25 protein-coding genes and 6 pseudogenes are annotated in these 26,488 nt (G+C 55.8%); 9 read left to right on the forward strand and 22 right to left on the reverse strand.

The features are described 5' to 3' along the window. Positions 1-214 precede the first annotated feature (214 nt). The 4 genes from AC0L4F_RS14480 (at position 215) to AC0L4F_RS14495 (ending at position 3,098) form a co-directional block, all read left to right on the forward strand. The gene (locus AC0L4F_RS14480) at positions 215-529 is read left to right on the forward strand and encodes a hypothetical protein (RefSeq protein ID WP_244689435.1); all 315 of its coding nucleotides are present in this window, start codon (positions 215-217) and stop codon (positions 527-529) included. Continuing rightward, positions 526-912, forward strand: coding sequence for a hypothetical protein (locus AC0L4F_RS14485; RefSeq protein WP_244689437.1), 387 nt, complete (start codon positions 526-528; stop codon positions 910-912). Before AC0L4F_RS14480 ends, AC0L4F_RS14485 begins: the two co-directional genes overlap by 4 nt. A gap of 508 nt (positions 913-1,420) precedes the next feature. Beyond that, positions 1,421-2,227: a transglutaminase-like domain-containing protein gene (locus AC0L4F_RS14490; RefSeq protein WP_473446630.1), complete on the forward strand. Its 807-nt coding sequence runs from the start codon at positions 1,421-1,423 to the stop codon at positions 2,225-2,227. A 337-nt stretch (positions 2,228-2,564) separates the two neighbouring features. Further along, on the forward strand, positions 2,565-3,098 hold the full coding sequence (locus tag AC0L4F_RS14495) for a hypothetical protein (protein ID WP_244689441.1): 534 nt from the start codon (positions 2,565-2,567) through the stop codon (positions 3,096-3,098). Positions 3,099-3,113: 15 nt separating this feature from the next. On the opposite strand, the pseudogene AC0L4F_RS14500 reads toward AC0L4F_RS14495, so the two are convergent. The 12 genes and pseudogenes from AC0L4F_RS14500 to AC0L4F_RS14555 all read right to left on the reverse strand — a co-directional run. Further along, positions 3,114-3,278: pseudogene (locus tag AC0L4F_RS14500) on the reverse strand (IS21 family transposase); the annotation flags it as partial. Positions 3,279-3,309: 31 nt separating this feature from the next. Further along, positions 3,310-3,642 (reverse strand): annotated as a pseudogene (locus AC0L4F_RS14505) (DDE-type integrase/transposase/recombinase); the annotation flags it as partial. 129 nt (positions 3,643-3,771) lie between these two features. Continuing rightward, entirely contained in the window at positions 3,772-5,157 is a 1,386-nt protein-coding gene (locus AC0L4F_RS14510) for an IS1182 family transposase (RefSeq protein WP_244689735.1), read from the reverse strand. A 47-nt stretch (positions 5,158-5,204) separates the two neighbouring features. Beyond that, positions 5,205-5,339, reverse strand: coding sequence for a hypothetical protein (locus AC0L4F_RS14515; protein WP_280520592.1), 135 nt, complete (start codon positions 5,337-5,339; stop codon positions 5,205-5,207). A 328-nt stretch (positions 5,340-5,667) separates the two neighbouring features. Beyond that, entirely contained in the window at positions 5,668-6,507 is an 840-nt protein-coding gene (locus AC0L4F_RS14520; RefSeq protein WP_244689443.1) for a 3-oxoadipate:acetyl-CoA acetyltransferase, read from the reverse strand. A gap of 74 nt (positions 6,508-6,581) precedes the next feature. Then, positions 6,582-7,763, reverse strand: coding sequence for an OsmC family protein (locus AC0L4F_RS14525; protein WP_244689445.1), 1,182 nt, complete (start codon positions 7,761-7,763; stop codon positions 6,582-6,584). A gap of 102 nt (positions 7,764-7,865) precedes the next feature. After that, entirely contained in the window at positions 7,866-8,648 is a 783-nt protein-coding gene (locus AC0L4F_RS14530; protein WP_244689448.1) for a coniferyl-alcohol dehydrogenase, read from the reverse strand. A 69-nt stretch (positions 8,649-8,717) separates the two neighbouring features. Continuing rightward, positions 8,718-10,592, reverse strand: coding sequence for a TRAP transporter large permease subunit (locus tag AC0L4F_RS14535; RefSeq protein ID WP_244689450.1), 1,875 nt, complete (start codon positions 10,590-10,592; stop codon positions 8,718-8,720). 137 nt (positions 10,593-10,729) lie between these two features. Next, complete coding sequence (locus AC0L4F_RS14540) at positions 10,730-11,878, reverse strand: C4-dicarboxylate TRAP transporter substrate-binding protein (protein ID WP_244689452.1); 1,149 nt, start codon at positions 11,876-11,878, stop codon at positions 10,730-10,732. Next, positions 11,854-12,477 carry a nuclear transport factor 2 family protein gene (locus tag AC0L4F_RS14545; protein WP_244689454.1) on the reverse strand — a complete coding sequence of 208 codons (624 nt, stop codon included), beginning with the start codon at positions 12,475-12,477 and terminating at the stop codon, positions 11,854-11,856. The genes AC0L4F_RS14540 and AC0L4F_RS14545 overlap by 25 nt, the downstream gene beginning before the upstream one ends. Positions 12,478-12,492: 15 nt before the next feature. Continuing rightward, the gene (locus AC0L4F_RS14550; RefSeq protein ID WP_244689456.1) at positions 12,493-13,989 is read right to left on the reverse strand and encodes an aldehyde dehydrogenase family protein; all 1,497 of its coding nucleotides are present in this window, start codon (positions 13,987-13,989) and stop codon (positions 12,493-12,495) included. Between the two features lie 45 nt (positions 13,990-14,034). Then, positions 14,035-14,754: a GntR family transcriptional regulator gene (locus AC0L4F_RS14555; protein WP_244689458.1), complete on the reverse strand. Its 720-nt coding sequence runs from the start codon at positions 14,752-14,754 to the stop codon at positions 14,035-14,037. 194 nt (positions 14,755-14,948) lie between these two features. On the opposite strand from AC0L4F_RS14555, the gene AC0L4F_RS14560 reads away from it, so the two are divergent. The 4 genes from AC0L4F_RS14560 to AC0L4F_RS14575 are packed head-to-tail and all read left to right on the forward strand — an operon-like array spanning position 14,949 to position 17,480. Further along, complete coding sequence (locus tag AC0L4F_RS14560; protein ID WP_244689460.1) at positions 14,949-16,016, forward strand: maleylacetate reductase; 1,068 nt, start codon at positions 14,949-14,951, stop codon at positions 16,014-16,016. A gap of 25 nt (positions 16,017-16,041) precedes the next feature. After that, entirely contained in the window at positions 16,042-16,926 is an 885-nt protein-coding gene (locus AC0L4F_RS14565) for an intradiol ring-cleavage dioxygenase (RefSeq protein WP_244689462.1), read from the forward strand. A 24-nt stretch (positions 16,927-16,950) separates the two neighbouring features. Beyond that, entirely contained in the window at positions 16,951-17,127 is a 177-nt protein-coding gene (locus AC0L4F_RS14570) for a hypothetical protein (RefSeq protein ID WP_244689464.1), read from the forward strand. Beyond that, positions 17,043-17,480, forward strand: coding sequence for an NADPH-dependent FMN reductase (locus AC0L4F_RS14575; protein ID WP_280520593.1), 438 nt, complete (start codon positions 17,043-17,045; stop codon positions 17,478-17,480). The genes AC0L4F_RS14570 and AC0L4F_RS14575 overlap by 85 nt, the downstream gene beginning before the upstream one ends. Before the next feature lie 649 nt (positions 17,481-18,129). Here AC0L4F_RS14575 and AC0L4F_RS14580 read toward each other — a convergent pair. The 4 genes and pseudogenes from AC0L4F_RS14580 to AC0L4F_RS14595 all read right to left on the reverse strand — a co-directional run. Beyond that, positions 18,130-18,784: pseudogene (locus AC0L4F_RS14580) on the reverse strand (DUF6927 domain-containing protein). After that, positions 18,784-19,377, reverse strand: coding sequence for a regulator (locus AC0L4F_RS14585; RefSeq protein WP_244689466.1), 594 nt, complete (start codon positions 19,375-19,377; stop codon positions 18,784-18,786). The pseudogene AC0L4F_RS14580 and the gene AC0L4F_RS14585 overlap by 1 nt, the downstream one beginning before the upstream one ends. Positions 19,378-19,453: 76 nt before the next feature. Then, a pseudogene (locus AC0L4F_RS14590) lies at positions 19,454-19,939 on the reverse strand (ParB/RepB/Spo0J family partition protein); the annotation flags it as partial. Continuing rightward, a pseudogene (locus tag AC0L4F_RS14595) lies at positions 19,931-20,116 on the reverse strand (hypothetical protein); the annotation flags it as partial. The pseudogenes AC0L4F_RS14595 and AC0L4F_RS14590, both read right to left, overlap by 9 nt. Between AC0L4F_RS14595 and AC0L4F_RS14600 the strand changes: the two are divergent. Continuing rightward, positions 20,112-20,351, forward strand: a pseudogene (locus tag AC0L4F_RS14600) (integrase core domain-containing protein); the annotation flags it as partial. The pseudogenes AC0L4F_RS14595 and AC0L4F_RS14600 overlap by 5 nt on opposite strands. Positions 20,352-20,612: 261 nt before the next feature. Here the strand turns inward: AC0L4F_RS14600 and AC0L4F_RS14605 are convergent. From AC0L4F_RS14605 to AC0L4F_RS14630, 6 genes are all read right to left on the reverse strand, one after another. Continuing rightward, positions 20,613-21,788: a calcium-binding protein gene (locus tag AC0L4F_RS14605; RefSeq protein WP_244689468.1), complete on the reverse strand. Its 1,176-nt coding sequence runs from the start codon at positions 21,786-21,788 to the stop codon at positions 20,613-20,615. Beyond that, positions 21,751-24,240: a calcium-binding protein gene (locus tag AC0L4F_RS14610; protein ID WP_280520594.1), complete on the reverse strand. Its 2,490-nt coding sequence runs from the start codon at positions 24,238-24,240 to the stop codon at positions 21,751-21,753. Before AC0L4F_RS14610 ends, AC0L4F_RS14605 begins: the two co-directional genes overlap by 38 nt. A 143-nt stretch (positions 24,241-24,383) precedes the next feature. Continuing rightward, positions 24,384-24,626 (reverse strand): hypothetical protein, encoded by a 243-nt coding sequence (locus AC0L4F_RS14615; protein WP_244689471.1) that lies wholly within the window; start codon positions 24,624-24,626, stop codon positions 24,384-24,386. Between the two features lie 75 nt (positions 24,627-24,701). Then, positions 24,702-25,052, reverse strand: coding sequence for a helix-turn-helix domain-containing transcriptional regulator (locus AC0L4F_RS14620; RefSeq protein WP_244689473.1), 351 nt, complete (start codon positions 25,050-25,052; stop codon positions 24,702-24,704). Continuing rightward, positions 25,052-25,387 (reverse strand): type II toxin-antitoxin system RelE/ParE family toxin, encoded by a 336-nt coding sequence (locus AC0L4F_RS14625; RefSeq protein WP_244689475.1) that lies wholly within the window; start codon positions 25,385-25,387, stop codon positions 25,052-25,054. Before AC0L4F_RS14625 ends, AC0L4F_RS14620 begins: the two co-directional genes overlap by 1 nt. A 428-nt stretch (positions 25,388-25,815) precedes the next feature. After that, entirely contained in the window at positions 25,816-26,364 is a 549-nt protein-coding gene (locus AC0L4F_RS14630; protein ID WP_473446583.1) for a hypothetical protein, read from the reverse strand. Positions 26,365-26,488 lie beyond the last annotated feature (124 nt).

The following is a 26,488-nucleotide window of genomic DNA, read 5'->3' on the forward strand; positions in this document are numbered from 1 at the left end:
CGCAGGTCGGTCTCGCCGCCCTTACACAGGTCAGTGCGGGTGACTGCCCCCAGGAAGGTCGCAGCCGGTTCGGAGCCCGGGACTAACATGCGTCAGCGCCCGTCGGACGATCCCGGGGTATAAGAAATTAACTCGTTCGACTGGTCCGTCCCCCACTCCAAGGGGCCGTCAACAGTGGCGGGCGACAAATCTGCCAACATCGCGGAGACCAGAGATGAACATGCGGTCGACCAGATCGATGGTGACGTTTTCGAACCCGTTCACCTTGCCGGGATACCCGGGCGAACTGCCTGCGGGCGACTACGAAGTTCTTGTCGAAGAGGAGCTTCTCCAGGGGCTTAGCTTCGAGGCCTATCGACGGACGGCAACCTACATGACGGTGCGCGGCAAGGGTGCTCACGCGGGGCGAAGTGAGCTCCGATTGACGACCGAGAGCGACCTAAAGGAGGCGCTGCGCTGGGACGCGGACATATTCGAAACAAACAAACACAGCGAAGCGGCGCTTTCTCCGCAGGAGGACTTAAAATGAATACTCCCGAATGGCTCAAGCCCGGCATCTATGGCGCGTTAATCGGCGCCGCCTGTGTCGGCATCGTCGGATTTTCCTGGGGTGGCTGGGTGACCGGTGGCACCTCGAACGACAGGGCGATGGCGATGTCCCGCGACAACGTTGTCACCTCAATGGTCCCGGTCTGCCTCGACATGGCGCGGTCAGACCCGGCTCGGGCGGACAAGCTTGCAACAATCCGGTCTGCCTCGACCTACCAGAGGCGCGACGCCCTCATGACATCCGGCTGGGCGACGATGCCCGGAACCGAGGCCCCGGACCGCGATATCGCGCAGGCCTGCCTAGGCGCCCTTGATGTTGACGGATTGCCGGAGCGTCCGGAAAGTGCGGTCGATGAAGGATGAACCGCGCCATGCCGATAGCGTCCCCCGATGACTAGTAGGATTCATCTGACAGTCCCACAGGACTTCTCGATCCAGGTGGCCGAGAACGAAGGCATGTCATCGAGATCGAATTCCAGAGGCACCCCGCCTACGCCCACTCCACGGCTGATCGGAACGCTCACGCTTGGGCTATCCAAGATTCGTGCGGCAACCGGCGGACTCTGGTCCGCCGAGGAGCAAGCGGCGATGAGACATCCCCTCGCGAAGCTGATTGCGAAGACGCCAGTCATTGCCGGTGTGATAGCGTCTTTCGCCTTCCCTGTGCTTGCGCAGGACGTCACGGGGCCGATACAGCAGGATGCCAAGGCGCCCAGCTATGGTGGTGTTTGCATCGACATTGATCTGCCCAAGAACGCTTATATCGACCGATCCGGCAACCGGTGGGGCTGCAATCGAGGCTTACGGCTCTCCGATGGGGTGTGCATCCTTGGGCGGTGAAGCGGATATTTTTCGTCGTGGCGGGTCCGGCATGCGCGTCAGCATCGGGTGCCGTCTGCGCTACAGCTTCCCGCAGCCGACGCCGCTGATCGCGATGCTGAACGTCCACTACTCGCGCTTTGGCGATCTGGAGCGTGCCGACTATCTTGTGACGCAGCCGAGCGTGCCGCTCGAAAGCTATCGGGACGGCTTCGGCAACTGGTGTACGCGCCTCCTGGCTCCGACGGGCGACTTCTGCCTGTCGACAGATGGCATCTTCCGCGACTATGGCCGACCCGATCCCGCGTCCCCGGACGCGCAGCAGCACGCAGTTCAGGATCTGCCGTTCGAGACACTCGTGTTTCTGCAGGGCAGCCGGTATTGCGATACCGATCTTCTTTCGGAGGAGGCGTGGGGTCTCTTCGAGACCACGGACCCGGGCTGGTCACGCGTTCAGGCGATTTGCGATTTCGTGCACGTGCATGTCCGCTTCGACTACATGCAGGCGAAGGCAACGCGTACCGCATCGCAGACCCTCGCCGAGCGACAGGGTGTCTGCCGCGACTTCGCCCATCTCGCCATCGCCCTATGTCGTTGCATGAACATTCCGGCCCGCTACTGCACCGGATATCTGAGCGACATCGGGGAGCCTCTGCCTCATCCGCCGGGGGACTTCGCCGCTTGGATTGAGGTCTTTCTCTCCGGCGAATGGCACATGTTCGACCCCCGGAACAATAAGCCGAAGTTCGCGAGAATTTTGATTGCTCGCGGGCGCGATGCCGCCGATGTACCGCTGACCCAGACATTTGGGGAAAATACGTTGACGGAATTCAAGGTCTGGACGGATGAACTGGCCTGACTGACCTTGGCTTCCTTTTTGATGCGCTATCGTAAACGGGGTCGCCAACCCCCATATAAGTAACACTGGCGTCAAGCATCCCGGTCCGACATGGATAAGGAGTTGGCGTCGGCCAATCAAAGGATCGATGATATGTCCTTCAAGGACCTGACAGCCAGGGCTGCGGCCGCAATGAAGCCGAAGCCTGCGAAGACCCCTGCCAAAGAGAACGAGCCCAAGGCTGTTGGCAAGGAAGCACCAGCGAAATCCAAGACATCTTGAGATTTGCACCGGCCACGCGCCCCATTCTTAACGGCCGCGCGGACCACCCACAGCAACAAGGGAAAGGACCATACTAATGGAAGAATTGATGAGCAAGACCGTTGCGGTTTTTTCCCGCCCGTTCACCGTTCCAGGCTTCAACGAGACGCTTCCGGCGGGAGAGTACGAGATCGAAACGGAATTGGTTTCACCCCCGGATCAACAGGACCCTGCAGCCTGGAAAGCCTCAGTCCTGGTGAGACTTCATCCCCGGACATCGCATCCGGGGCTTGCGCGATCTCTGACCGTTTCCCTAGCCGATCTGGACTATGCCCGCGCCAGGGACAAGCTGACAGGCAGAGCGTTGTCCGACTTCTTCCTTGAGGAAATGCTTGGTGATCCGATGGTGTGCCTCGTGATGGAGGCCGACGGGGTCTCTGCAGCACAAATGCGGCATCTCTATTCGGGGCTTAGGACGCCCCAATCTGACAGGGATGTTCTGGACCGGAACCCGGCGCGTCTAGGTGCACGTGACATGGCGTCAATCCATGCTGCTGAAAACGAGGGCATGCCTCCACGACCGACAGGGACGTCGGCTATGCGCACGGAAGTCAGCGCGGATTTGACATGATCGCGAACAAAACCTCGGCTGAATGGTTCGCTCGTAGGTGAGCTCCGTCGCACCCGACCGGATCACCTTGCGCACCGTGTTCCGCGATACCCGCAGATCACGGCAGATCTGCTTGATCGACTTCTTGTCCTGAAAATACGCCCGCCGGATCTTCGCTAGGCATTGCCAACTTGACGGCATTGACCTGTGACGGTCCCCAGGGGTGATTTTCTCAGGCGGTCATTTCGAACGCATAATCGTGCCACAGGTCGAAAGCATCGGACCTTGCTTGGCGGTATGAGACGGTGGAGAGGCGGTAGCGTCGGGGTTTGAACATGGTGTTGATTTGATCGTGGGCCGCGAGGAACCTTTGCGTCTGTCGGATCGATTTGAACCGTCCCATGACCTTCTCTCGTTTGCGGGTCGGTCGATGCGAACCCTCGATGCGGTTGTTGAGCCCTTTGTGTGCCCGATGATCCGCTTCTGGCGCGAGGGTCCGGACCGGTTTGATGTAACTCCGCAACTTGTCCGTCACGACGACACGCGGTTTGCCAAACCGCCGAACTTGTTGATCAATAGAGCCGACATTGAGGCAGCGCGCGGCGATCGACCGCTAGGAGCCGATTCTGTTGAAAAACTGACGTTTGCGAATGCAGAACTGGGACTTCCAAATTCGGCGCAAGCGCCTTTGAGGTCAGGCTTTTCGCGTTTGCTGCGGTGCAGGAAAGATCTTGGCCAATTTGCGGAGGTTTTGGACGGTGGCGGCGAGGAGGAATTCGTCATTTGCACCGCATGGTCCACGTAATCGGAGCCGTCCCAGACCGAGAATACGTTTCAGATGGGCGAATAGCATTTCGACTTTCTTTCGGAGCTTCATCGCAATCACGTATTCATCAGTGTTGGCCAAATCCCTGGCAACTTGGCGGGCATCTTCTTGTTCTTCACGGGTGATCAATCTGGCGTCGGCATTGGGGCAGCACTTCGGTTTGGACGGGCAAACCTGGCAGGTCAGTTTCAGAGCACGATATTTCGCGGTGCCTTTGCCCGTCGGGCCCCGGTTCGGATCGGAATAATTCCGGCGGAACTGCTTGAGGGCATGCCCCTCGGGGCAGATGTATTGGTCGTTCTGCGCATCCCAGTCGAAATCTGTACGTGTCCAGGTGCCATCGGGGCGTCCGGCCTTGTCGATCACAGGGATGTAAGGGGCGATCTTACGATCTACGAGCCAGCCAAGCATTGGGCCTGAGCCATAGGCCGTGTCGGCGATCATCCAGTCAGGGACCAGGCCGAACTTGTCCTTCACTCGTGTCAGCATCGTCCTGGTTGATCCAACTTCGGCCTGCCGGATGGAACGGGTAGGTTCCACATCCAAGATAACACCGTGATCCGTGTCGATGAGATAATTATCAGAATAGCTAAAGAATGCAGGGCCCTTACGCGCTGCCGTCCACTGGCTCGCCGGGTCGGAATGGGAGGAGAACTTCGGCTGCACCTCGCTGGCTGAGCCAAATGCCTCCTCATCCAGCGTGTCGAGATATTCACGCACGGCGCGGGCCGCGTCAGTTGGATCAATCGTCGAGGCGTCCCACTCTCCCTTCGGCGTCGAGTTCTGCTTGTTCGCCTCCGCTTCAATCAGGCTGGCGTCGATGGCCATGCGCTGACCGCTGACCAAACCTTTCTCGATACAACGAGCGACAGTCGTCTCGAACAGATGGCGCAGAAGTTCGCTATCACGAAAACGTCCATGCCGGTTCTTGGAAAATGTTGAATGATCCGGGATCATATCGGTCAGGTCGAGGCGGCAAAACCACCTATAGGCCAAATTCAGATGCACCTCCTCGCAAAGACGTCGCTCAGACCGGATACCAAAGCAATAGCCAACCAAAAGCATCCGGATCAGAAGCTCGGGGTCAACCGATGGACGGCCCGTGTGACTGTAGAAACTCGACAGATGGGGGCGAATGCTATCCAGATCGACAAACCGATCAATCGAGCGCAGCAGGTGGTCTTGTGGAACGTGATCCTCCAGCGAGAACTCGTAGAACAGTGCGCCCTGCGCTTCCTGTTTTGGTCCCATCATCATTCAATCCCCCGCTGCCATAGAGAAATTGAATCAGCCATGAGCCGTCAAATCAACAAGAGTTTTTCAACAAAATAAGCCCAAAGCGGAAGTGACGCGTTTTCACGGCGTGCCGAAGCGGTGCCAAAAATGCCACATGAGCCAAAATTCCGGTGCTGCTGCGCGGCGAATAAAGTAGCCATTTATGCTATCCGCAGTGCTGGAGGGGAGCACAACTTTCTGGTCTTGAGTGTTTAAGGCCCGATGCGGGTGCAACCCCGGCCATTGTAGCGATCTTTCGCAGCGCAAGAAGTGGCAAATCTGCGGCGCTACGGCATACTCACAAACTGTCTTTTCGGTGATGTCGGGCCAAATCTATTCCCTTGGCGGCAGCGTTCATTTCAGCTGCTGAGAAGGTCGTCTAAACTGTCGCGGTCGTACAATATCCTGACAGTGGATAATTACGATGCATCATGCGGGAAGCAGTTATTTGCTATGCTCTGAAGCAGAGTTAATTGCGGATTGAGACCTTTAGCAGGCAAATGGGCGCAGACCAAGGATTTCACGTGCCTGCGTGTAGGTCGCGACAGGTCGTTCATATTTTTCACAGACCTCAACAGTGCGCCTGACCAACGCTGCGTTTGACGGAGCGAGAGAGTCGCGGTCCAACCTGATGTTGTCTTCCAGTCCGGTGCGCGCGTGACCACCCGATGATATCGCCCAGTCATTCAGGACCAACTGGTTTGCGCCAATCCCGGCTGCGCACCACGGAGCGCCTACTCCAAACAAGCGTTTCACAGTCGCAGTATAGTAGTCAAAAATATGGCGATCGGCAGGCATGGCATTCTTGACGCCCATGACGAACTGGACATATGGCAGTGCGGCAATCTGAGCGTTCTTGAACATCGAATGTGCCTGAATGATGTGGCTAAGATCAAAGGCCTCGATCTCTGGTTTGACCTCATGGGTCAACATCTCAGACGCAAGCCACGCCACGAGATCCGGTGGATTTTCATAGACGCGGGTTGGAAAATTATTAGACCCAACCGACAGAGACGCCATATCAGGTTTGAGCGTCAGCATACCGCCTCGCGTCTTGCCTGCGCCAGAGCGCCCCCCTGTTGAGAACTGTATGATCATCCCCGGGCAGTGCCTTTCAAGACCTTCCTTTAACAGCGCAAATTTTTCTGGATCAGAACTGGGCGTCTCATCCGGGTTACGTACATGGGCATGGCAGATCGTCGCCCCGGCCTCAAAGGCGGCTTGTGTGCTATCTATCTGCTCATCAACGGAGATGGGCACCGCAGGATTGTCCGCCTTGGTCGGCAGTGAACCGGTGATCGCGACACAAATAATACAGGGTGTGGTCATTTCTCAGTTTCCATTCAATCATGCTGTGGACAGCGACGAGGGGCGACAGGTGCAGTATCGTCCATCACCAGAATTCAAACGCGCACGACCTTTAGTTTGGTTTTCAGGTCCGTCCGGCAAAAGGCGTGCAGGAAACAAGTTTGTTCTGAGATGTCGAGCATCTCCTGCGCCGTCTCATGGGACTCGGACGTTTCGAGATAGACGTGAGTTTCAATTAAATCCGCTTCGCCCGCCTTGCCCGTCCCGCCGGATGCGCCGCCAAGGCTGAAATGGGTGTCCTGCACGATCCGGTAGTCCGGCAGGTCAAGTTTCAGCATCGAGACAAACCGCCCGAACTGGGTCATGAAACAAAAACCGATGCCTGCACTGATAAGACTATTTGCATCTGGCGCGCGTCCGTCTTCGGAACTTAGGAACCGAAAGGACGTGCCATAAGGCGAATATTGCATCTGCTGGATTTCTTTGATGCCATCCTCACGCATGATCGCGACAGCGCCGATGTTTAGGCGGCGGTCTTGTTCTTCGGCCATGCTGCCACCCGCAGATGAGGTGCCCATGACAACGTCCTTCTTCGGAGTCGGCCCGACAGGTTCCATCAACGTCAGATCGCTGGAGTCTGCTTTTGATTTGGCAAAGTGGTTGCCCGGATCAGGGAACAATGCACCATCCAGTTCAGCCACTTTGGCCGTTGGCAATTCGACGTTGTTCTTACCCAACTTGAATAGGCTTTCGAGTTGTCCGCGCATCAGACCGTTGAGCGGCGATGCATAGGTGGCGTTGATCAAGAATTCGTTCAGCGCAGCATCATCAAGGTCGCAGTCAATCTCGACCTGAAGGTCGATATTTTCGGCGCCCCCAACCATGGTGCGTTTGGGCATGGACCCCTTCATCGTATAATAATTGTCCTGGATCAGCTTCAGTTTGCGGATTTCGACGTTCTGGATTTTGGCCAGTGCGAGGATTTCATTCATAAAACTTGCTGCCATGCCGGACGACAAGAAAGCCAGCGGGCACGGCGCTGCATCATGGCCGTTCAGATAAGGCCCTTCGTCAGACACCAAACGCCACGTCTCGCCGGTTTTGGCAGAACGCACGAGCGCCTCTTTCTGAAATCCTGACAATGAACGCACCCAAGTGCGCAACGCATCGCCTTTGCGGTTTTCAGGCGCATCAATCGACACGTCATCCGCGTTCGTCACTTTGAAAAACGGAGCGACGCTACTTGTGCCAATGAGGTTTTCGCCGAGTGCTGCCATGGTATTTGTCCTTTAGTGTCTGCCATTTTTGCTTGTCATGGCGCTATGTGTTGAAGTTTTCGTGGGCCAGGTAGGTGCTATGATGCGCGGTACAGATAATCCTCAGAAGTGATGGATGTTGGATAATATGTGGCTGGACATGCCGCCATCTGCCGTCAGGTTGGAGCCACGGAACCACTTGGCATGCGCGCTAAGGGCAAAACTGACTACCGGAGCGACATCCTGTGGCGCGCCCGGGCGATCCATAACTTTCATGTCCTCTTCGGCGCGCGCGCCTAAGGTCTGGATGAAATCGCCAAGGATTGGTGTGTCGACCGGACCGGGACTTACACAATTCATGTTGATCCCGCGGTCGCGCCAGGTCCACCGGTTTTGCATGGTCCAGATGATCAGTGCCTCTTTGGATAAAAAGTAGCTTCGTCCACTATCATCCGTGTCCAGCCCCTGAGCACTGCAAAAACCATCGACGTTATCATCCATCGAAAGCGCCAGCGCCGCAGTGCTTTGTTCTAGCGCGTTGGACCATCCAAACCCTGCCAGAGAGGCAAGGTTCACAATGGACGCGCCATCCGCCATTTTGGGCACCAGCGCATTGGTCAGTCGCTGTAAACCATAAAGGTTCACCCGCATCACAAGAGAGGCAGGCGCAGTCGGTGGCAGACCCGCGATGTTAGCTAGTCCGTTTGTCCCAGCAGGCAGATTTTCGATCAATGCATCAATAGAAGTTGGATCGCTGAGGTCAGCCTGAAAAAATTGGTCGGCCGTGTCTGTTTCGTTGCGGTCAATGCCGATAACAGCCGCGCCCTGCGCTTTTAACAGGCGGCAAGTCTCTGCTCCGATGCCCGATGCCACGCCGGTTACGATATAGGTTTTGCCTTCATGCATGGTTGGATTCTCCAGAATTTGGGGGCTCTTACAAAGTAGGTTAAGTTGACGTCTTGCACGCGACCCCAGTCATCGGAACGTTATCGATGCAAGGCTCGGGAACAAGATGATGATGGCAGTGATCAGGAACATCACACCGACAAACGGCATCACACCCTTAAAGATATCGGATAGCTCAATCCCGGTGCCGCGCAAGGTGGCAGACACGACATAGCAGGCCAGTCCAAACGGCGGTGTCAGCAGGCCAATTTCTACGGCGATTACTGTCAGGATACCGAACCAGATCGGATCCCCGCCCAAGGCCAGCATCGTTGGGAATGCAATCGGCACCACGATCAGCATGATCGAAACGGATTCAAGGAACATACCCAACAAAACTAGCAGGATCACGTAGGCAACCGCGAACTGGAACAGGCTCAGATCCAGCGTGTTGATGATCGTGCCTATATTTTGCACGAACCCTGATGAGGCCAGCATGATCGTAAAGATGTTCGCCGCGAGGATCATGAACAGAACCGTCGTGGCAATCTGGCCTGTTTCCACCATCACTTGCCACAGCGAAGCCCAGTTCAGACGGCGCCGCAAAACCGCATAGATCAGCGCACCCGCCGACCCGACAGCGCCGCCTTCGGTCGGTGTAAAGAAGCCGCCATAGATACCGCCCAGCACCAGAATGATCAGCCCTAAGACTGGCGCCAGAAGAATGCCCGCCTGCCCGATACTGCTAACGACTTCGAGTTCCGCGTCTGACACAGGTTCGGCTTCGAACACGGTGTGGGGACGGAACGTTGCGTTCAGCCAGATCATCAGTGACATCATCACCGCCAACAATAGGCCCGGCACGATCGCGGCGATAAACAGGAAACCGACCGATTGTTCGGCAAGGAAACCATAGACGATCAACAAAAGGCTCGGCGGGATCAACATGCCCAGCACCGAACTGCCCGCTACAACGCCGACCGAGAATTGTTTGTTATAGCCGTGACGGATCATTTCGGGGGTCGCGATTTTGGCAAACACCGTCGCAGAGGCGACCGAGGATCCGGTGATGGCGGCAAAGACCGCATTCGCGCCGACTGTGGCAATGCCAAGCCCGCCACGGATCGGTTTGGTGATCCATGCGGCAACCGCAAATGTCTCGCGCCCGATGTCAGCGGCGGCCACTAGCAGGCCCATCATCACAAACAGCGGCACGGCGCTGAAATAGTAGTTCGCCAGAAATTCATTCCCGGCGATCCCGAGCATCGTATAGCCGAACGCGATACGCCCCTTCAGTAACCACAGCCCGACAAAGCCGATGACCAGCATCGCGATTCCGATATGCACACCAAACAGGACCACAACGACCAACACACCCAGCATCATCGCGCCAAGGGTAAAGTTGCTCAGACCTGCGTCCATTAGCATCGGGAACAGAATGAACCACATCGCGACAAGGACAACACAGGTCACAGCCAGCCAGACAAGGCCATTGATGCCATATTCCGACATGAGCGTGCCCGTTTTGCGCAACGCACGCGCGGCAAAGGCAAGGGCCGTCACCGCGCTGCCGATGATCACCAGCAGACGCAGCGGCCAGACTTGGAAGGAAAATTCACCCGGATTACCAACGATTTCGGCTTCGCTATAAGCATCCATAAACTTGGGCAAGGCCGCTTGTAGCAGCAAGATCATCGCGATGACCCCGATCACCGAAACCACGACCTCTAGCACCGCTTCGCCCTTGGGCATGCGCTTGCCCAAGATGGAGACAAGGAAATCCGCACGCGTCATGCGCTCGGAATATAGAGTGCCCGCCAGTTGCAGGAACGTCGCGCCGACAACGGAATAGGCGACCATTTCTGTGACGCCGCGAATGGGCGACAAGAAGACCTCGCGCAGGAAAACTTCTGCGCAAATTAGAATGACCAACGCGAAGAACCAGATAGTCCCGATACTGCTCATGAACTCAGTGAGGCGCCTGAGCCCCGTATCCGACCTTCGAAGCGCCGCAATGGCCGGGTGAACCTGTCCGAGAGACGGTGTCTCGTTTGAGGGAATGTTTTCGGCCATTGCTGATTTCCTATCTGTCAGAGTACGCTTTACTCACCCCAAGCGCGCAAAGGCTCATAGCCTCTGGAGCGGGCACCTTCGAGGAAGGCCTTAAGAACTTCACCAGCGGGCAAACCCTTAGCTTCGTTCAATGCAACCCAGTCACCGGCAAGATCCGGCAGTGCATCGGCCCATTTCTGACGTTCAGCGGCATCAAACGTAGAGATCGTCGCGCCTTCGCTTTCCATGATCCCAAGGAACGTTTCTTCGCGCGCTGCCACAGAATCTGCGACCATGGTGCTGTATTCACCGCCCAATTCGGTCAGAACGCCCTGCACGTCTTCGGGTAGGCTGTTCCATGTGTCATTGTTAATCGTCAGCACACCGGTAATCGGGCCACCCATGTCGACCAGCGTAATGTAGGGTGCGACTTCGTGGATCTTGAACGGCAACATGCCGTTGATCGTCATGACCGCACCATCTGCAATGCCCGTTGAGATAGAGTTGTAGAACTCGGGGAACGCCGCGTTCACGGCCGTGGCCCCCGTGCCATCGAGCCAGTTCGCAACAGCGCCACCTGCCAGCAATTTAAGACCCTGAAGGTCTTCGATCGAATTGATCGGTTCGCGTGTGATCAGATGGTAAGACCCATCCGCCATCGCCCCCAGGAAGCGTTGGTTATTGTCGTCCCACTGTTCGTTCATGATCGGTAAGGTGGCGTGCAATTCGTTGCCGATTTCAGTCAGCGCATGCACATCACCCACAACGAACGGTGCGTAAAAATGCACGTTCTGCAGCGGCAGTTTCGCAGGTTCAAAGATCGTTCCAACCCATGCGATGTCAGCCAGACCGCCCTCGACACCTTCAAGTGCGTTTAGCGCATTAAACAGCGCGCCCGCATATGCCTCTGTCCACAGGATTTCGTTTTCGCTGCCCATGGCAGCCAGACGTGCGTTGGCTTCCGGCACGACGTGTTTGGTGATCACCTCGACCCATGGCAGGATCGGCGGATGGCTGGACGCGGCGGTCAGCTTGATTTTATCGGCGTAGGTTGGTGTTGCCATGACGGCCACACAGGTGGCGGCCTGCACGCAGGCTGTGGTAAACTTAAACATTGTAGTCCTCCCTGTTTTCTTTTGATTGTATGCACGGCTCCCCCCGTGCGATTTCAGACTCATCCCCATGTATTTCCAGACCATGAGATTGATTTCCCTGCGAGCCAGTCGCTACCCGTCGCATAAAGCTCTTCGACGCGTTCTCCCTTCAGACCTGGCATGTTCCTTTCGACCTCGTATCCGACCTTGGTCTGGATATAGGCGAGGTGGCGGTATCCCACTGGGAACTGCTCAAGCAGGTCTTGTTCAAGGGTAAGCGGGGCATTTGCGTCCACCGCATCAAGACGGTCTTTTTCATAGATCGGCTGTCGCAGGCACATGCCCCATTTACCTTTTCGCTTTTCCAGAAAATCATAGAACCGACCGGTGCAGACCACATCGCACGACACGCCATGCACGTCGCCGCGTTGTGAAATGGTCATTTTGGTTTGGGTCACGGCGCGGGTACCGTTGATCTCGGCCGTATGCCCCCCAAGGAAATGCAGGATCGATACGCCCTTTTTCCAGCCCTCTTTGTTCATCGCGATGAATTCATCAGCGGTGCCTTGCGTCCATGTAGCCATCATCCGCCCATCGTCGTGCCAGACCGTGCGGAATTTGTCCCACATGCCCGCATCACGCCAAATGGCCCAATTGTCGATAAGCTGCCTAAGTTCGAGGCGGTCCAATAGATCCTGATCCACGTTCGTTCCTTTGTCTTAGAAGGGTGTATTGCGCCCGCCACGTTCAACCGTGAGCCAGCGTGTTTGTGTAAATGCGTCAATCGATGCCTTGCCGCCGTGCCGCCCCATGCCGCTGTTTTTTACGCCACCAAAGGGGATCGTTGGTTCGTCATAGATCGTCGCATCATTGACGTGGGCCATGCCGAATTCGATCTGGCGGGCCACACGCAATCCGCGTGCTTCGTCGCGGGTGATAACGGATGCGGACAGCCCGTAGTCGCAATTGTTGGCAAGCGACAGCGCTTCTGCTTCGTTTTCAAAGAACATGATGTTGGCGACCGGGCCAAAGGTTTCTTCGTGAAACATCGCCATATCCGGCGTCACACCCGTGATGACGGTCGGGTTGAAATACAGCCCGTCGCGCGTACCACCATGATGCAGCGTCGCGCCATCCGAAATCGCCTGGGCAAGGCGTGCTTCAACGGCCTCGACTTGCTTTTGGTTTATGATTGGTCCGATCTGGTTGTCCATCTGCGTCGGATCACCGACCTTGAGTTCTTTGGTCGCGGCAATGAAACGAGACATGAATTCGTCTTCCAGCTTCCTGTCGACAAGGATTTTTTCGGTCGACATGCAGATCTGTCCTTGGTGAAAGAACGCGCCAAAGCGCGCTGTGCGGATCGCGCGGTCCATGTCCGCGTCATCCAGCACAATCAAGGAATCCTTGCCACCAAGTTCTACACAGGCCTTTTTCAAAAGCCCCCCCGCCGTCATGGCGATATGTTTTCCCACAGCCGTGGAGCCAGTGAAGCTGATCGCCTTGACCAACGGATTGACCACCAGTTCATCGCCGACTTCGGACACGCGATCGCGCGAACAAGTCACGACGTTAAGCACACCCGCGGGTACGCCCGCCTCTTCGAACACTTCGGCGAGCATCAACCCACCGGTGACAGGCGTTTCCTCGGACGGCTTCAGAACCACGCAGTTGCCCATGGCAATCGCGACACCGATCCCGCGGCTTGAGAGCAAAAGCGGTACGTTCCACGGCGAAATTACGGACACAACGCCCAACGGCGTGCGTTCCACCATGCTCAGCTTGCCGTGTTCGGACGGCAGGGTTTCCCCCATCGGCGAATAGGCAGCGGCGGCGGCGGCGCGATAGACTGTCGGCGCGTAGTTGATCTCGAACATGCTTTTGCGAACCCAGCCGCCACACTCAGATGTCAGCGCCTTGATAAAGTCGTCCTTGCGACGCTCCAAAACTTCGGCCACCCGGTTCATCAGCACAGCACGCTTGTCAAAGGCCATCGCGGCCCATGCGGGCTGTGCGGCGGCGGCAGCGGCAATCGCGGCGGCGGCGTCCACCCGACCCGCATCCGGAACACTGCTCCAGACTTTGCCAGTCGCGGGATTGTGCACATCAAAGGTCTTGCCGTCCTGGGCAGCGACCCAGCGCCCCCCCATAGACATGCCCTTGGCAACATAGCCAGCTGCGTAATCAGCGTTCGTACTGGTCGCATCAAATGACATTTCAAAAGTCCTCACTGTCTAGTTTTGCAGTCCCCAAGGCCCTCACTACGACGGCTTTGCGGTAACGGTTTTTATGGACTTATCGACGGCGTCTTTGCCGACAAACAGACGGGCATAATCAAGCGTGGCATGCGAATGTTCGCGCATCACCATTTCGGCGCGCATCGCGTCGCCGCACGAAATCGCTTCGTAAATGATGGTGTGCTGGGCGTGGCCAATGGACATACGCATGAATTCGCCTGCAAGACGATCAAGGTCGGGCACAACCGCGCCGAGTTCCGCCATAGGCAGGTGGCGGATCCGGTCATACACCTTCGGGATATAATCGTTGCCGCACAGGTCCATCACAGTTTCATGAAACAGCGTGTTTACAGCCTGATAGTCTTCGATGTCCTGAACTGTGGCACTGCCTTTTTTGGTGATCGCGCCAGACACGCTCAGCGAATAGACGAACGCTTTGCGCGCCTCCTCGGACATGCCGTGCATCGCCATGTGGCCCGCTGCAGACCCTTCAAGCACGCCGCGCAGCTGAATAATCTTTTCGATGTCTTCCAGCTTGACGCTGCAAACAGCGTACCCACGGCCCGGCAATTTTTCGATTAGGCCGGTCATCTCAAGGCGCGCAAGCGCGAACTTGGCAGGCGTGCGTGACACGCCGAGCATCTGCGACACGCTTACTTCAGAGATCTTTTCTCCCGCGACAATCGCCCCCTCCATGATCATTTTACGTAGATCCGAAAGAACTTTCTGCTCTGCTTCTGCCAAGATATTCTCCCTGAAATTCTAGCGGCCTAGACCGTTAATCTCGGGCCACCAAGGGGGCACCAATCCATTTAGCCTAGAGGCAATAATGGATTCGATCAAGATAAATGAATCCATAATGATGCAACTCTAGCGAAAATGACCCCATTGACCTCAAGTATGAATCCATTGCAGGATAAATATCAAAAGGGGGAGTCATGAGAAGTTTTTCTTACCGGACCGGCGCGTCACGGATTTCGTTTGGTCGCGGAGCGTTCGAACAGGTTCCTCAAGTCGTTGAGGATTGCGGCGCAATCCGGGCCTTGGTTTTATCCACGGAATTTCAACAGCCTATGGCAGAAACCGCTGTCGGCTATTTAGGTGGTGCAGCAGCAGGCATGTTTTCAGGCGCAGTGATGCACACGCCCACAGATGTGACCGACACAGCGGTAGCCTATTGCGAATCCATTGGCGCTGACAGCATCGTTTCCGTGGGCGGAGGGTCGACCACGGGGCTGGGCAAGGCGTTGGCCCATCGCACAGGATTTCCCCATATCGTTGTGCCGACAACCTATGCAGGCTCTGAGGTGACGGATATCTTGGGGCAAACAGAAGACGGCCTCAAGACCACTATAAGGGCGGGCAGCATTCTGCCTACGGCCGTGATCTATGACCCGACATTGACCGATGGTTTGCCTCTGAAGATGAGCATCGTCAGCGGGTTAAATGCAATGGCCCACGCGGCAGAGGCGCTTTATGCCCAAGACCGCAATCCGGTTTCATCGATGTTGGCGGTTGAAGGGTTTGGTGCGATGAAAACCGGCCTTGGCCTGATTGTTGAAGATGAAAGGTCCATAGAGGGGCGCGACGCCGCCCTTTATGGGGCGTGGCTGTGTGGCACCGTTTTGGGCCAAGTCGGCATGGCGCTACACCACAAGATTTGCCACACGCTGGGCGGATCCTTCAACATGCCCCACGCCGAAACTCACGCCGTGATGTTGCCGCATACCATTGGGTTCAATGCGAAAAGTGTGCCTGATTTGCTGGCCCCGATCGGCGACATTTTCGGGAAATCCCCGGGGGTTGGGCTGTTTGGTTTTGCCAAGGAGCTTGGCTCGCCAACATCGTTGAAAGAGCTGGGTTTGAAAGAACAGGATCTGGATCGCGCCGCAGAGATTGCGGCAGCCAATCCATATTGGAACCCACGACCTATCGACCAAAGCGGCCTACGGGCGATGTTACAAAACGCATTTGATGGCGCTATGCCACCGGATCCAAACATTTAAAATCTGACCAGAAAGGCGCGTTGATATGGATGACCACGAGGCAGGATATTTCACCGAAGATAACTCGGTAGACGTTGTTGTTGCCCGCAACAAGAACACTAAAGACCCGCGCCTCAAAGAGGTAATGGAAGTGATCGTGCGCAAATTGCACGAAGCGGTCAAAGAAATCGAGCCAAGCGAGGATGAGTGGCTGGAAGCGATCATGTTTTTAACCCGGACGGGCCAGATTTGCGATGATTATCGGCAAGAATTCATCCTTTTGTCCGATATCCTTGGCGTGTCGATGTTATCTGACGCGATCCAAAGCCGCCGTCCATCTGGTGCGACCGAAAACACGGTCCTCGGCCCATTCCATGTGGGTGATGCCCCCGAACTTGAAATGGGATCGGATATTTGCCTTGATGAGAAGGGTGAGCCGATGTTCGTGCATGGCTATGTGCGGGATATTCATGGCAAGCCGTTGGCCGGGGCCAAGATCGATGTCTGGCAAGCCAATGACGAAGGGTTCTACGACGTTCAGCAACGCGGTGTTCAGCCAGATTTCAACCTGCGCGGCGTCTTTAGAACCTGCGCGGATGGCCGGTATTGGTTCAAAGCGATTAAACCAAAGTTTTACCCGATCCCCGACGATGGGCCTGTAGGCCAGTTGCTGGGCAAACTGGGTCGACACCCCTTCCGTCCTGCGCATTTCCACTACTTGATCACGCTGGACGGCTATCAAAAGCTAACAACGCACATCTTTGACCCTGATGATCAATATATCAATTCAGACGCTGTGTTCGGAGTGAAAGAAAGCCTGATGGCTGAATTCAAGCCCATAGATGATGCGGAACAAGCCGCCAAACATGGCTTCGACGGGTCGAAATTCTACGACGTGGAATATGACTTCGTGCTCGCCCAAAAGGCATAAAACCTAACAATTTTGGAGAGACCAATGGCAGAATTATTGTTCATTCCCGGAAGCCTGCGCGAACAGTCCGCGTCCAAAGCCCTGACCCAGGCGCTGGTCAGCCGCCTGAGCGGGGCATGCGGCACATCCATTGCCGAAATCGGACACCTGCCGCATTTCAATTCCGACATCCCCCCGACGGGGCGATTGAGGTGTTCCTAAAAAAGATTGCGGATGCCGATGGCGTGGTCATTGTCACACCAGAGTACAACTATAGTGTCCCGGGCGTTCTGAAAAACGCAATCGACTGGGCGTCCCGCCCTGCCATGAACTCGGTCTTCAAAGGCAAGCCGGTTTTCACAATCTCTATTTCCGCAGGCGCCCTTGGCGGCGTCCGCGCCCAATCCCATTTAAAGTATATCCTGAACGGGATGCTTGCAGAGGTCTACACGACCCCGGAGGTGGCCGTGCCCCATGCCGTTGCGGCAGTTAAGGACAGAGCTTTTGCAAATGCAGCAACGTTGGATTTTGCGTTGGAGAGCCTGAACAAATTTTTGGCACATCTGGCTGGTTGAGTAGTCTTAAATCGAACGCGACTTGCCATAGCTTGAAGAAGGTGGTTCACGGTGAAAGAAACTTGTGCGTAACATAAACCGCCCCATTTCCATTTATCGCTTTCAGTGTCTGCTACGCGATCAAAACATATCGTGCTTCTCGGTTTGTTGGCCTGAGCCCTATCAATTTCACATAAATCCTAGAGTGACTGGTTAAGAAAACAGTAGTTGATCGGATGTGGCTTGATTTTCCCTAACCACATTCATAACCTATCTCAAACTTCGGGAATTGAATAAATGCTATTCCCACTGTTGGGTGATCTCAATCGGTGCAAAAGCCAAGCGAATAAGGAACGCATTCGCTGCGTCTAACCAAATCGGCTTCTGGATAAATCGTTCGAATGAAGCGTCGCGCTGTGGCTTCCAGTGCCCCATTCGACCACACGAGATAAATCCTCGTGACAAGTACACGGTTAACTTAGGTAAACGTTGCGGAAGCAATGACCGCTTCGATAAAATTGGCTGCAACGCAACTTGAAATCTGCTGCGCGTGCACAATCATGCTGCGTCAGCTAACTGCGAAAAACGAATGACGGCAACGTCCGCAGAGCTGCCTCTCGATTTATTGATAATGAAGGTCCGCTCTGGTCAACCGGCGGCCAGTTGCGATTCAGCCACCCTGCCCCGCCAGAAACTCCGCTAGCACAGGACTGGCCGCGCCCTTCGCGGAGCTGAGCAGCTCCGAGCCCGCGAGCGTCGCTTTAGACAGGCGCACGAGCCCGCCGGTTTCCTCAATGCGGTAGCAGCGGCGGTTTTGCCGCCCCCGCCTGTAGTGGGTCGCAGTGACGATCTGGCAGGTGCTGCCATCGGTGAGCGTCACAGGGGCCGCGAGCCTGATCTTGTCGCCTTCCTCGTAGTCCGGGATCGCAGCCCAGTCCCGGCAACGCTGGCGCCAGGCATGGGCGTAGCTGTCCGGGTCTTTCAGGTCGGAGAGGAGCTCGATCAGCCCAAGGGAGCACGAACTCGTTCGGGCCAGCGCTTTCCTCCATGTCCTTGTAGCCCCAGCAGCCGTCATCGTATCGGGTGAGGAAGACAGCCCCGAACGTGATGGAGCCATCCGCATCGGTCACATAGGTTGCGTCTTCGACAGCGGTGCCGTCGAGATTGGTGACCCTTGCCGCCGCATACCAGGTGGAGCCAACCTTGCAGGCCTTGACCAGTTCGGTCTTGCGCGTGTCGCCCTCGAAGGTGCAAAGCCGCGTGATTTCCGCCTTCTCATCCGCGTAGGATTTGACGCGACGGTCGGTGTAGAACAGCCAACCCATTAGGCCGCCCTCCGATCGTCGATCTCCATCAGCACATCAAGCGGCACGCGGTAGGGTTGCATCGCGTCAAAATCTTCGCAATTGCCGCAGTTCTGCACGATCGCGAAGGTGTCGCAGGCATCCTTGAGGATGACCCGGAAGGTGCCGCCCAGGCCCGAGGGCACTTCGTAGGTCCCGCCGATCAGATAGTCCGAGGCCCGGCGCACGAAGACGCGGATGCTGTGGCCATCGGTGGCGAGCCGGATCGCCCCCCGCCCCCGGTCGATCAGCACCTGCACGTCATCCAGGATGTCGGTGTAGAACTGGCCGGTCAGATCGCGAAACGCCATGCGGCGCTGCGCCATCCAGTCGGTATCCCGAAACGGGTTCATACCGTCGGCGAAGGCGAAGGAGGGATCGGCCTGTTCGGTGGTGACGATACAGGTGGTCGTGCCATCGATGCCGTTCGAGCGCAGATGCACACCATTGCCGACGATGAGGATCAGGGCCGGCCTGTCCACGGGCCCGTTCCAGTTGGGCAGGAAGGTTTTGCAGGCGCGCGCATGTGCGATTTGCGCCGCGACCGCCGACGCAGAGAACTTGAGAATAGCCATGGGGATGTCTTTCAGTTGGGTGTGGGAGGGTCGACCCGCGCGGGTGGTATGGTCCACGCGCGGGTCGCGTGATGGCTCAGGCCGCTTGCGCGACCTCGCTTTCAGGCTCGGGGGTTCCCGCAGCGGGCTCCGCCTCATCACAGGCGACACCGGCGGTCTGCATCATGGGCGGGCACCAGGCGGCCACGGCAGCGCGCTGCGCGTCCGTGAGGGTGGCGAAGGGCTCGGCGAAGAGCTTGTCACAAAAGGCGACGATCTCCTTCTTGCTCGACGAGGCCAGCGTCACCGCCTCCTGGGCCAGACCCAGATCCTCGCCGAGGATCTTCAAGAGCCAGGCCTTCTTGAAGCGGTTGAACAGCGCCGCGTTCGGCGTCCAATGCGCGCGAATGTCGGGCATGATCTCGATCTCGAAGTCATGCATCAGGCTGTCACGCTGCCGGTCCCGCGCGAAACAAGACTGTGTGGTGCTGGCGGTGGCATAGGCCACGAGCTTAGCTTTCTCGTCTGCCTCCAGCGCGCGAAACGCCGCGAACTGATCGGCGGGCGCGCGGGTGGCACCGAGCTTGTCGACCATGTCGATGTAGGTGGTCAGTGAAACGGACCTGCCGGCACCCGAAGGGTCAGGGTCGGCCGTTCCGTTCCGCGTCACCCGCGGCAGGTGCACGAAGGCGATGACATCGGTGACGGGTCTGATATCGATGAACGGCGTGCCTCGTGCGACCGCAAGAGTGGCCAAAGGTCGCTTCCTGGACAACATCTTCGTCGAACGGCTCTGGCGATCCTTGAAGTATGAATGCGTCTATCTGCACGCTTGGGAAACCGGATCAGAGGCAAAAGCTGGCGTGAGGAAATGGATGGAGTTCTACAACCAAAAGCGCCCGCATTCTGCCCTTGGCGGGCGACCACCTGCCGTGGTCTATTGGCAGCAAAATGAAACCACCAACTCCGATCAGCAGGTGCAAAGAGTAGCTTAACTTACGCCAGATCCTGTCCAACAAATGGGGAGTAGCTCAGTTATTGAATGGAGAAGACGTGGTACCGCGCAATGGGTAAATTCAGTTGAACAGGTGACAGCACTGCTTGCCACCCGACCATAGCCCCCAAAACGAGCATGTACGGTTTCTATCGGCTCCCGCCTGATCTATTCTGCGGTGCCGCGATTGGGGACGGATTGGCACCGGAATTGTGAGATTTTCCACTATGGCCGAGAGTGGAAAATCTCACACCACTAGCCGTCAAACAATCTCCAAGGCGTTCAAAATCTCTGGCAGCGTGGTCGTGAAATCAGCAGCGTTTGCCGCAAGAGCGATGGAAATATCATACTCGGCTCCAGACGCGGTGTCGGTGTAGGAGATGGTTATTCCACTGGCAGTCAATGCTACGCTCGACGCGTCGAACTCTACGCCGCCAACATTGTAGAACCGTAGGGCGTCACCTTCCCTAGCATCAAAATCGGTTACGGATGTATCGGTTGATGTGCGGGTGAACTCGAACACATCTGCGCCAGCTCCACCTGTCAGCACGTCGGTTCCAATACCTCCAAAGATGGTGTCGTTGCCGTTGCCACCGGAGATGTCTTCGTTGGCATCCGAGCCCCAGATCACGTCATTGCCTTCACCACCGTCGATGGACATGGCGACGCCAGAAAGACTGTAATCTGGGCTGGTCAAGTCGATGATATCATCGCCGCCCATGCCTCGGATTTCTTCGATGTTGGCGAAACGCGCGGCGCTTTCGTTGCCCACGTAGTCTTCGGTCAAAGCAACTGAGCTGTGGAAGCCGGAATAGGCGTCATGCAAGAAGAAAGCATCGCCTTCGCCACTGAGTTCGACAATATCAGCATCCGCGCCGCCATCGGTCACGGCTTCGATGCGTACCAGTCCTTCGAGGTTGACCCGCGCCTGTGTGCCTACTTGGGTATCGGAGCTGACATTGAAGGCGACATAGCCAGATGTGTGATAGGACGAGCCTGAAAGGAGGATCACATCATTTCCAGCTAGTCCTCGAAGAAGGTCCGAGCCAGATGACGAGGTTATTTGGTCATTGCCTGATCCACTAATTGCGTAGTCATCGCCTTCGCCACCGTCGAGGGTGTCGTTGCCCTCTTCGCCATCAAGGACATCGTTTCCGCTGCCACCTGTGATGCTGTCATTGCCTTCGCCACCGTTCAGATTGTCGTTGCCGCCGTTGCCATGGATCACAAGGTCTTCGGTGATACCATTAGCGAATGAAAATATGTCATCACCTTCGCCACCCAGCATGGTGAAGGCTTCGCCATTTGCTTGGGCAAAAACGGTTGATGTGTCGCGTCCAATGACGCGGAAGCCATCCGTGCCCCAAGTATGAAAGCTCAGCTCTTCATCGGAGGCGGCGTCATAAGAAGCGAGTGAGATCAAGCGTAATGTGATCAATGCCGCCGTTGCCGTTGTAGTAGGTTCGATTAGTGTTTGTTGGATCAAGGATAAGCGTAACGGCATCGTCACCCTGCCCGCTTGTCAACGATTGAAGCCACTCAAAGCCCTCGAAGGATGTTCCATCAGCAAGAGAAATCAGTGCATCGGAGGCGGCGTCATAAGTGAAGTCCAGCGCTCCCGCAAAATCGCGGCGATTGATAGAGAGCGCATCAAAGCCACTGCCGCCAATAAGAGTATCGGGGCCGTCATCGTAATCGGAACTGATATAGTCATCGCCTTCACCGCCATCGAGGGTGTCGTTGCCCTCTTCGCCATCAAGGACATCGTTTCCGCTGCCACCTGTGATGCTGTCATTGCCTTCGCCACCGTTCAGATTGTCGTTGCCGCCGTTGCCATGGATCACAAGGTCTTCGGTGATACCATTAGCGAATGAAAATATGTCATCACCTTCGCCACCCAGCATGGTGAAGGCTTCGCCATTTGCTTGGGCAAAAACGGTTGATGTGTCGCGTCCAATGACGCGGAAGCCATCCGTGCCCCAAGTATGAAAGCTCAGCTCTTCATTGAAGCGAGTGAGATCAAGCGTAATGTGATCAATGCCGCCGTTGCCGTTGTAGTAGGTTCGATTAGTGTTTGTTGGATCAAGGATAAGCGTAACGGCATCGTCACCCTGCCCGCTTGTCAACGATTGAAGCCACTCAAAGCCCTCGAAGGATGTTCCATCAGCAAGAGAAATCAGTGCATCGGAGGCGGCGTCATAAGTGAAGTCCAGCGCTCCCGCAAAATCGCGGCGATTGATAGAGAGCGCATCAAAGCCACTGCCGCCAATAAGAGTATCGGGGCCGTCATCGTAATCGGAACTGATATAGTCATCGCCTTCACCGCCATCGAGGGTGTCATTGCCTTCTTCACCATCAAGGACATCGTTTCCGCTGCCACCTGTGATGCTGTCATTGCCTTCGCCACCGTTCAGATTGTCGTTGCCGCCGTTGCCATGGATCACAAGGTCTTCGGTGATACCATTAGCGAATGAAAATATGTCATCACCTTCGCCACCCAGCATGGTGAAGGCTTCGCCATTTGCTTGGGCAAAAACGGTTGATGTGTCGCGTCCAATGACGCGGAAACCGTTCGGGCCCCAAGTATGAAAGCTCAGCTCTTCATTGAAGCGAGTGAGATCAAGCGTAATGTGATCAATGCCGCCGTTGCCGTTGTAGTAGGTTCGATTAGTGTTTGTTGGATCAAGGATAAGCGTAACGGCATCGTCACCCTGCCCGCTTGTCAACGATTGAAGCCACTCAAAGCCCTCGAAGGATGTTCCATCAGCAAGAGAAATCAGTGCATCGGAGGCGGCGTCATAAGTGAAGTCCAGAGCTCCCGCAAAATCGCGGCGATTGATAGAGAGCGCATCAAAGCCACTGCCGCCAATAAGAGTATCGGGGCCGTCATCGTAATCGGAACTGATATAGTCATCGCCTTCACCGCCATCGAGGGTGTCATTGCCTTCTTCACCATCAAGGACATCGTTTCCGCTGCCACCTGTGATGCTGTCATTGCCTTCGCCACCGTTCAGATTGTCGTTGCCGCCGTTGCCATGGATCACAAGGTCTTCGGTGATACCATTAGCGAATGAAAATATGTCATCACCTTCGCCACCCAGCATGGTGAAGGCTTCGCCATTTGCTTGGGCAAAAACGGTTGATGTGTCGCGTCCAATGACGCGGAAGCCATCCGTGCCCCAAGTGATAAAAGACAGGCCTTCGTTGAACCGTGTGAGATCAAGCGTGACGTGATCAATACCGCCACCACCGAAAAAGGATGTTTGGTTCCCTTCATCATCGTCAAGGATCAAGTAGGCATTGTCGTCCCCATCTCCGCTTGAGTAACTGCTGCCGTTACTGCTTGTGGCGACGTATGTGTATGGACTCGTTGGTACTTGTTCTAATGTGACCGTTTCAAGCAAGCCTTCGACAATAATTTGACTTGCGGCGGTTGTTATAAACTGCGGAATATAGTCGCCAACAACGGATTGAGCTAGTGAACTAAGCGCAGGAACACCAACACTGCTTGCTAGCTGCTCTAGAAGGCTGTCTTCAATACCCCAAGCATAAGACACACCCTCAGCGACTAAATCTGTGGTTAGAGACAAAAGCTCTCTGTTGGCAGCTTGATGAAAGCGACCATCGGCTGTTAGCAGATGAAGTTGTCTGAATGCCTGAATGCTAAATTCGCTTTGACCAATGAAGGATGATCCAAACACCGTGTCTGCGAAGCTTTCTAAAAATGAGACATTACCGTCGAAATTGGCATCACGAAAATCATAACCGCTAATAAGCGCGACAAACTCACCTTGCCCTGGGCCGACTTGAGAGCCTTCAAACAGCGCATGGCCAATGACTTGGTTACCAGTGTAATCGTGAATATCAATGAGAGTGTAAGGATTGGGCATAAATGATCACTCAGTAAATATCTTGCTGTGAATGACTTTTGCAGAGATGGTGGCTCTTGTCACGGACAAGATGAGCGCGCTTACACACAGAGTGTCAACTCGACCAGATCACCCGAATAACCTCAATTCCCATACAAGCGGCATCAATGATGAATTTGTTTTTGGGCGGGTTCAAAACCCACGGCACGAAATAGCAGCTCCGCCGCCTCACATCCGCATGATTGAGCGGTCTCAAATATTTTATATGTACCCCGTTTTCCATCCAGCTCACTATCCCCTTCCTGCGCCACGGCTGGCGCATCCACGTAGACCGCCTTGACCCAAAACACGCCAAACATGACGACGATGGAGAGAACGGCCAGTGCGAGTGCTTCAAGCTTTGTCATGGCAGCAGCTTAACCGCCCTGCCGTCGATCACCTGAGAGAAAACAGCAAAAACCCCTGCCCTTCCTGTGGGTAAGTTACCGCAAGCCCGCTTGGGGCAGATTGCAATCGCCCTGCCGCTGAACATGAGCGGCCACGGTGACACCTTCAGCCTGAATGCAAGCCTGTACGATCTCAAAGAGATTGGACGCGGTTGGATTGCCTGCGGCGCTCAAGGTGCGCATGAGGTTCTTGTCCACCTTGCCAGTACGCTCAGCCAGCTCTTTGAACCCCATGGTGGCGTTGACGAACTGACGTAGCAAAAGCCGCCCCTCGTTCAGCTCACCACTGAGCAGCGAATTGAGTGCGTCTTCCAGCATTTCCGCCCCAAACTCGGGATTTTCATCGACCATGGCTTTCATGGCGGCTTTGTATGATGTGGTTGGCATTATCCTTTCCTTTCTGTTGTGGTTTCATCCTGATAATCACGCCAAAGCTGTTTGGCTTTTGCGATGTCATCGCTCTGGCGGCGCTTTGTGCCGCCATGAAGCAGGATCACAAGCCTATCGCCCTCTTGGCCTAGGTAAATCCTAATCCCTGCCCCGAATGTGAGCCTGATTTCGAAAACACCGTCACCAACGGATTTGAGGCTTCCAGTGTTGCCTTCTTCCAATCGGCCTAACGCAACTGTCACCCGTTTTCTGGCCTGCCTGTTGATCTTGGAAAGCCACTTGATAAATGGCTGCTTCCCTTCTGGCGTTGTGTAAACTTCAATCTCAATCATATAGGTAGCGGTATCATATACGATACTCAAAAAGCAAGAACTATCTAACCCCTGTGCCTACCCCAATCATTGGGTAGAAAGTCCAACCTGCTCTTCTGAGCTGACTGGAACCTGACGAAAAGGGCTCCCGCTGTTTGTTGTGTTGGAAGGTGGTTCCTATTTTCCCCTGCTTCGTATGAGCCTGCTTTCGCTTGAGTGTCGTTCCGTCACACATGGTTCTGCCGGAATACCCCCTTGCGGGGTTGTAGGCATGGTTCTGTGTGATGGATCGTAAACGTCGAAAGTTGGCGGGAGCTGGTGAAAATCCCCCTGCTTTGGTGAGTGCGGAAGCACTCTTTCTTTCTTTTGCTCGTCTGGTCGCCTGCGGCCTAAGATCAGCTTGTTGCATGGGTCAGAATATGGGCGCAGTCGCCCCTTTCCCCAAGTGACTATGCGGCTCGCTTGAAGACCGCACGACCAAGGCGGGTCATGCGGTTGAGTGATTTTGTGGCGATCTGGTTTTCTGTGACTTGGCGGTTCATTTCCCTGGCGTTCAGCTCTGGGCCGATGACGAACTTGCGGCGCCCGATTTGGGCTTCGACGAGGGCGCGATCATTGTACCCCGTCGCTGCCTGCCACGCCATTCGGCCATGCTCGGCGATATGCTCCATGTGAGCGTCGCGCCCATCTCTCAGGCCGAGGACGGCGGTGACCGTTGCATTAATTTTGGCTGGTCGCATAGATGCCGGGGAATGGCGTGCGTTTACGCGAAGATTTCGACCACCTAGCCCGTTGGCATCAATTGCACGCCAACCCTCTTGGATATTCCTTTGGAATACCCAAGAGAGCAGCGAGTAGCGCCCTTTCTCACCAACACGAATGTGGGTCTCGTCCACATACCGGTTGACGCTTGCACGGCGCAGGTGTTTCTCGGTCCGCTTCGCCAGCTCAAGACCAAGCTTCTGGACCCAGCGAGCGGCACACAGTCGATCAACCAACAGTCATTGCACGCTGAGCCAGCAGGTCAGCCACATCCTGATAAGAACGCAGTTTTGCGCGGCATAACCAACCTCAAAAGCCGTTGGATGGACCAAGCGAACAGATTAATGCAACAGTTCCGGC

The organism is Marinovum sp. J2-8, assembly GCF_055808435.1.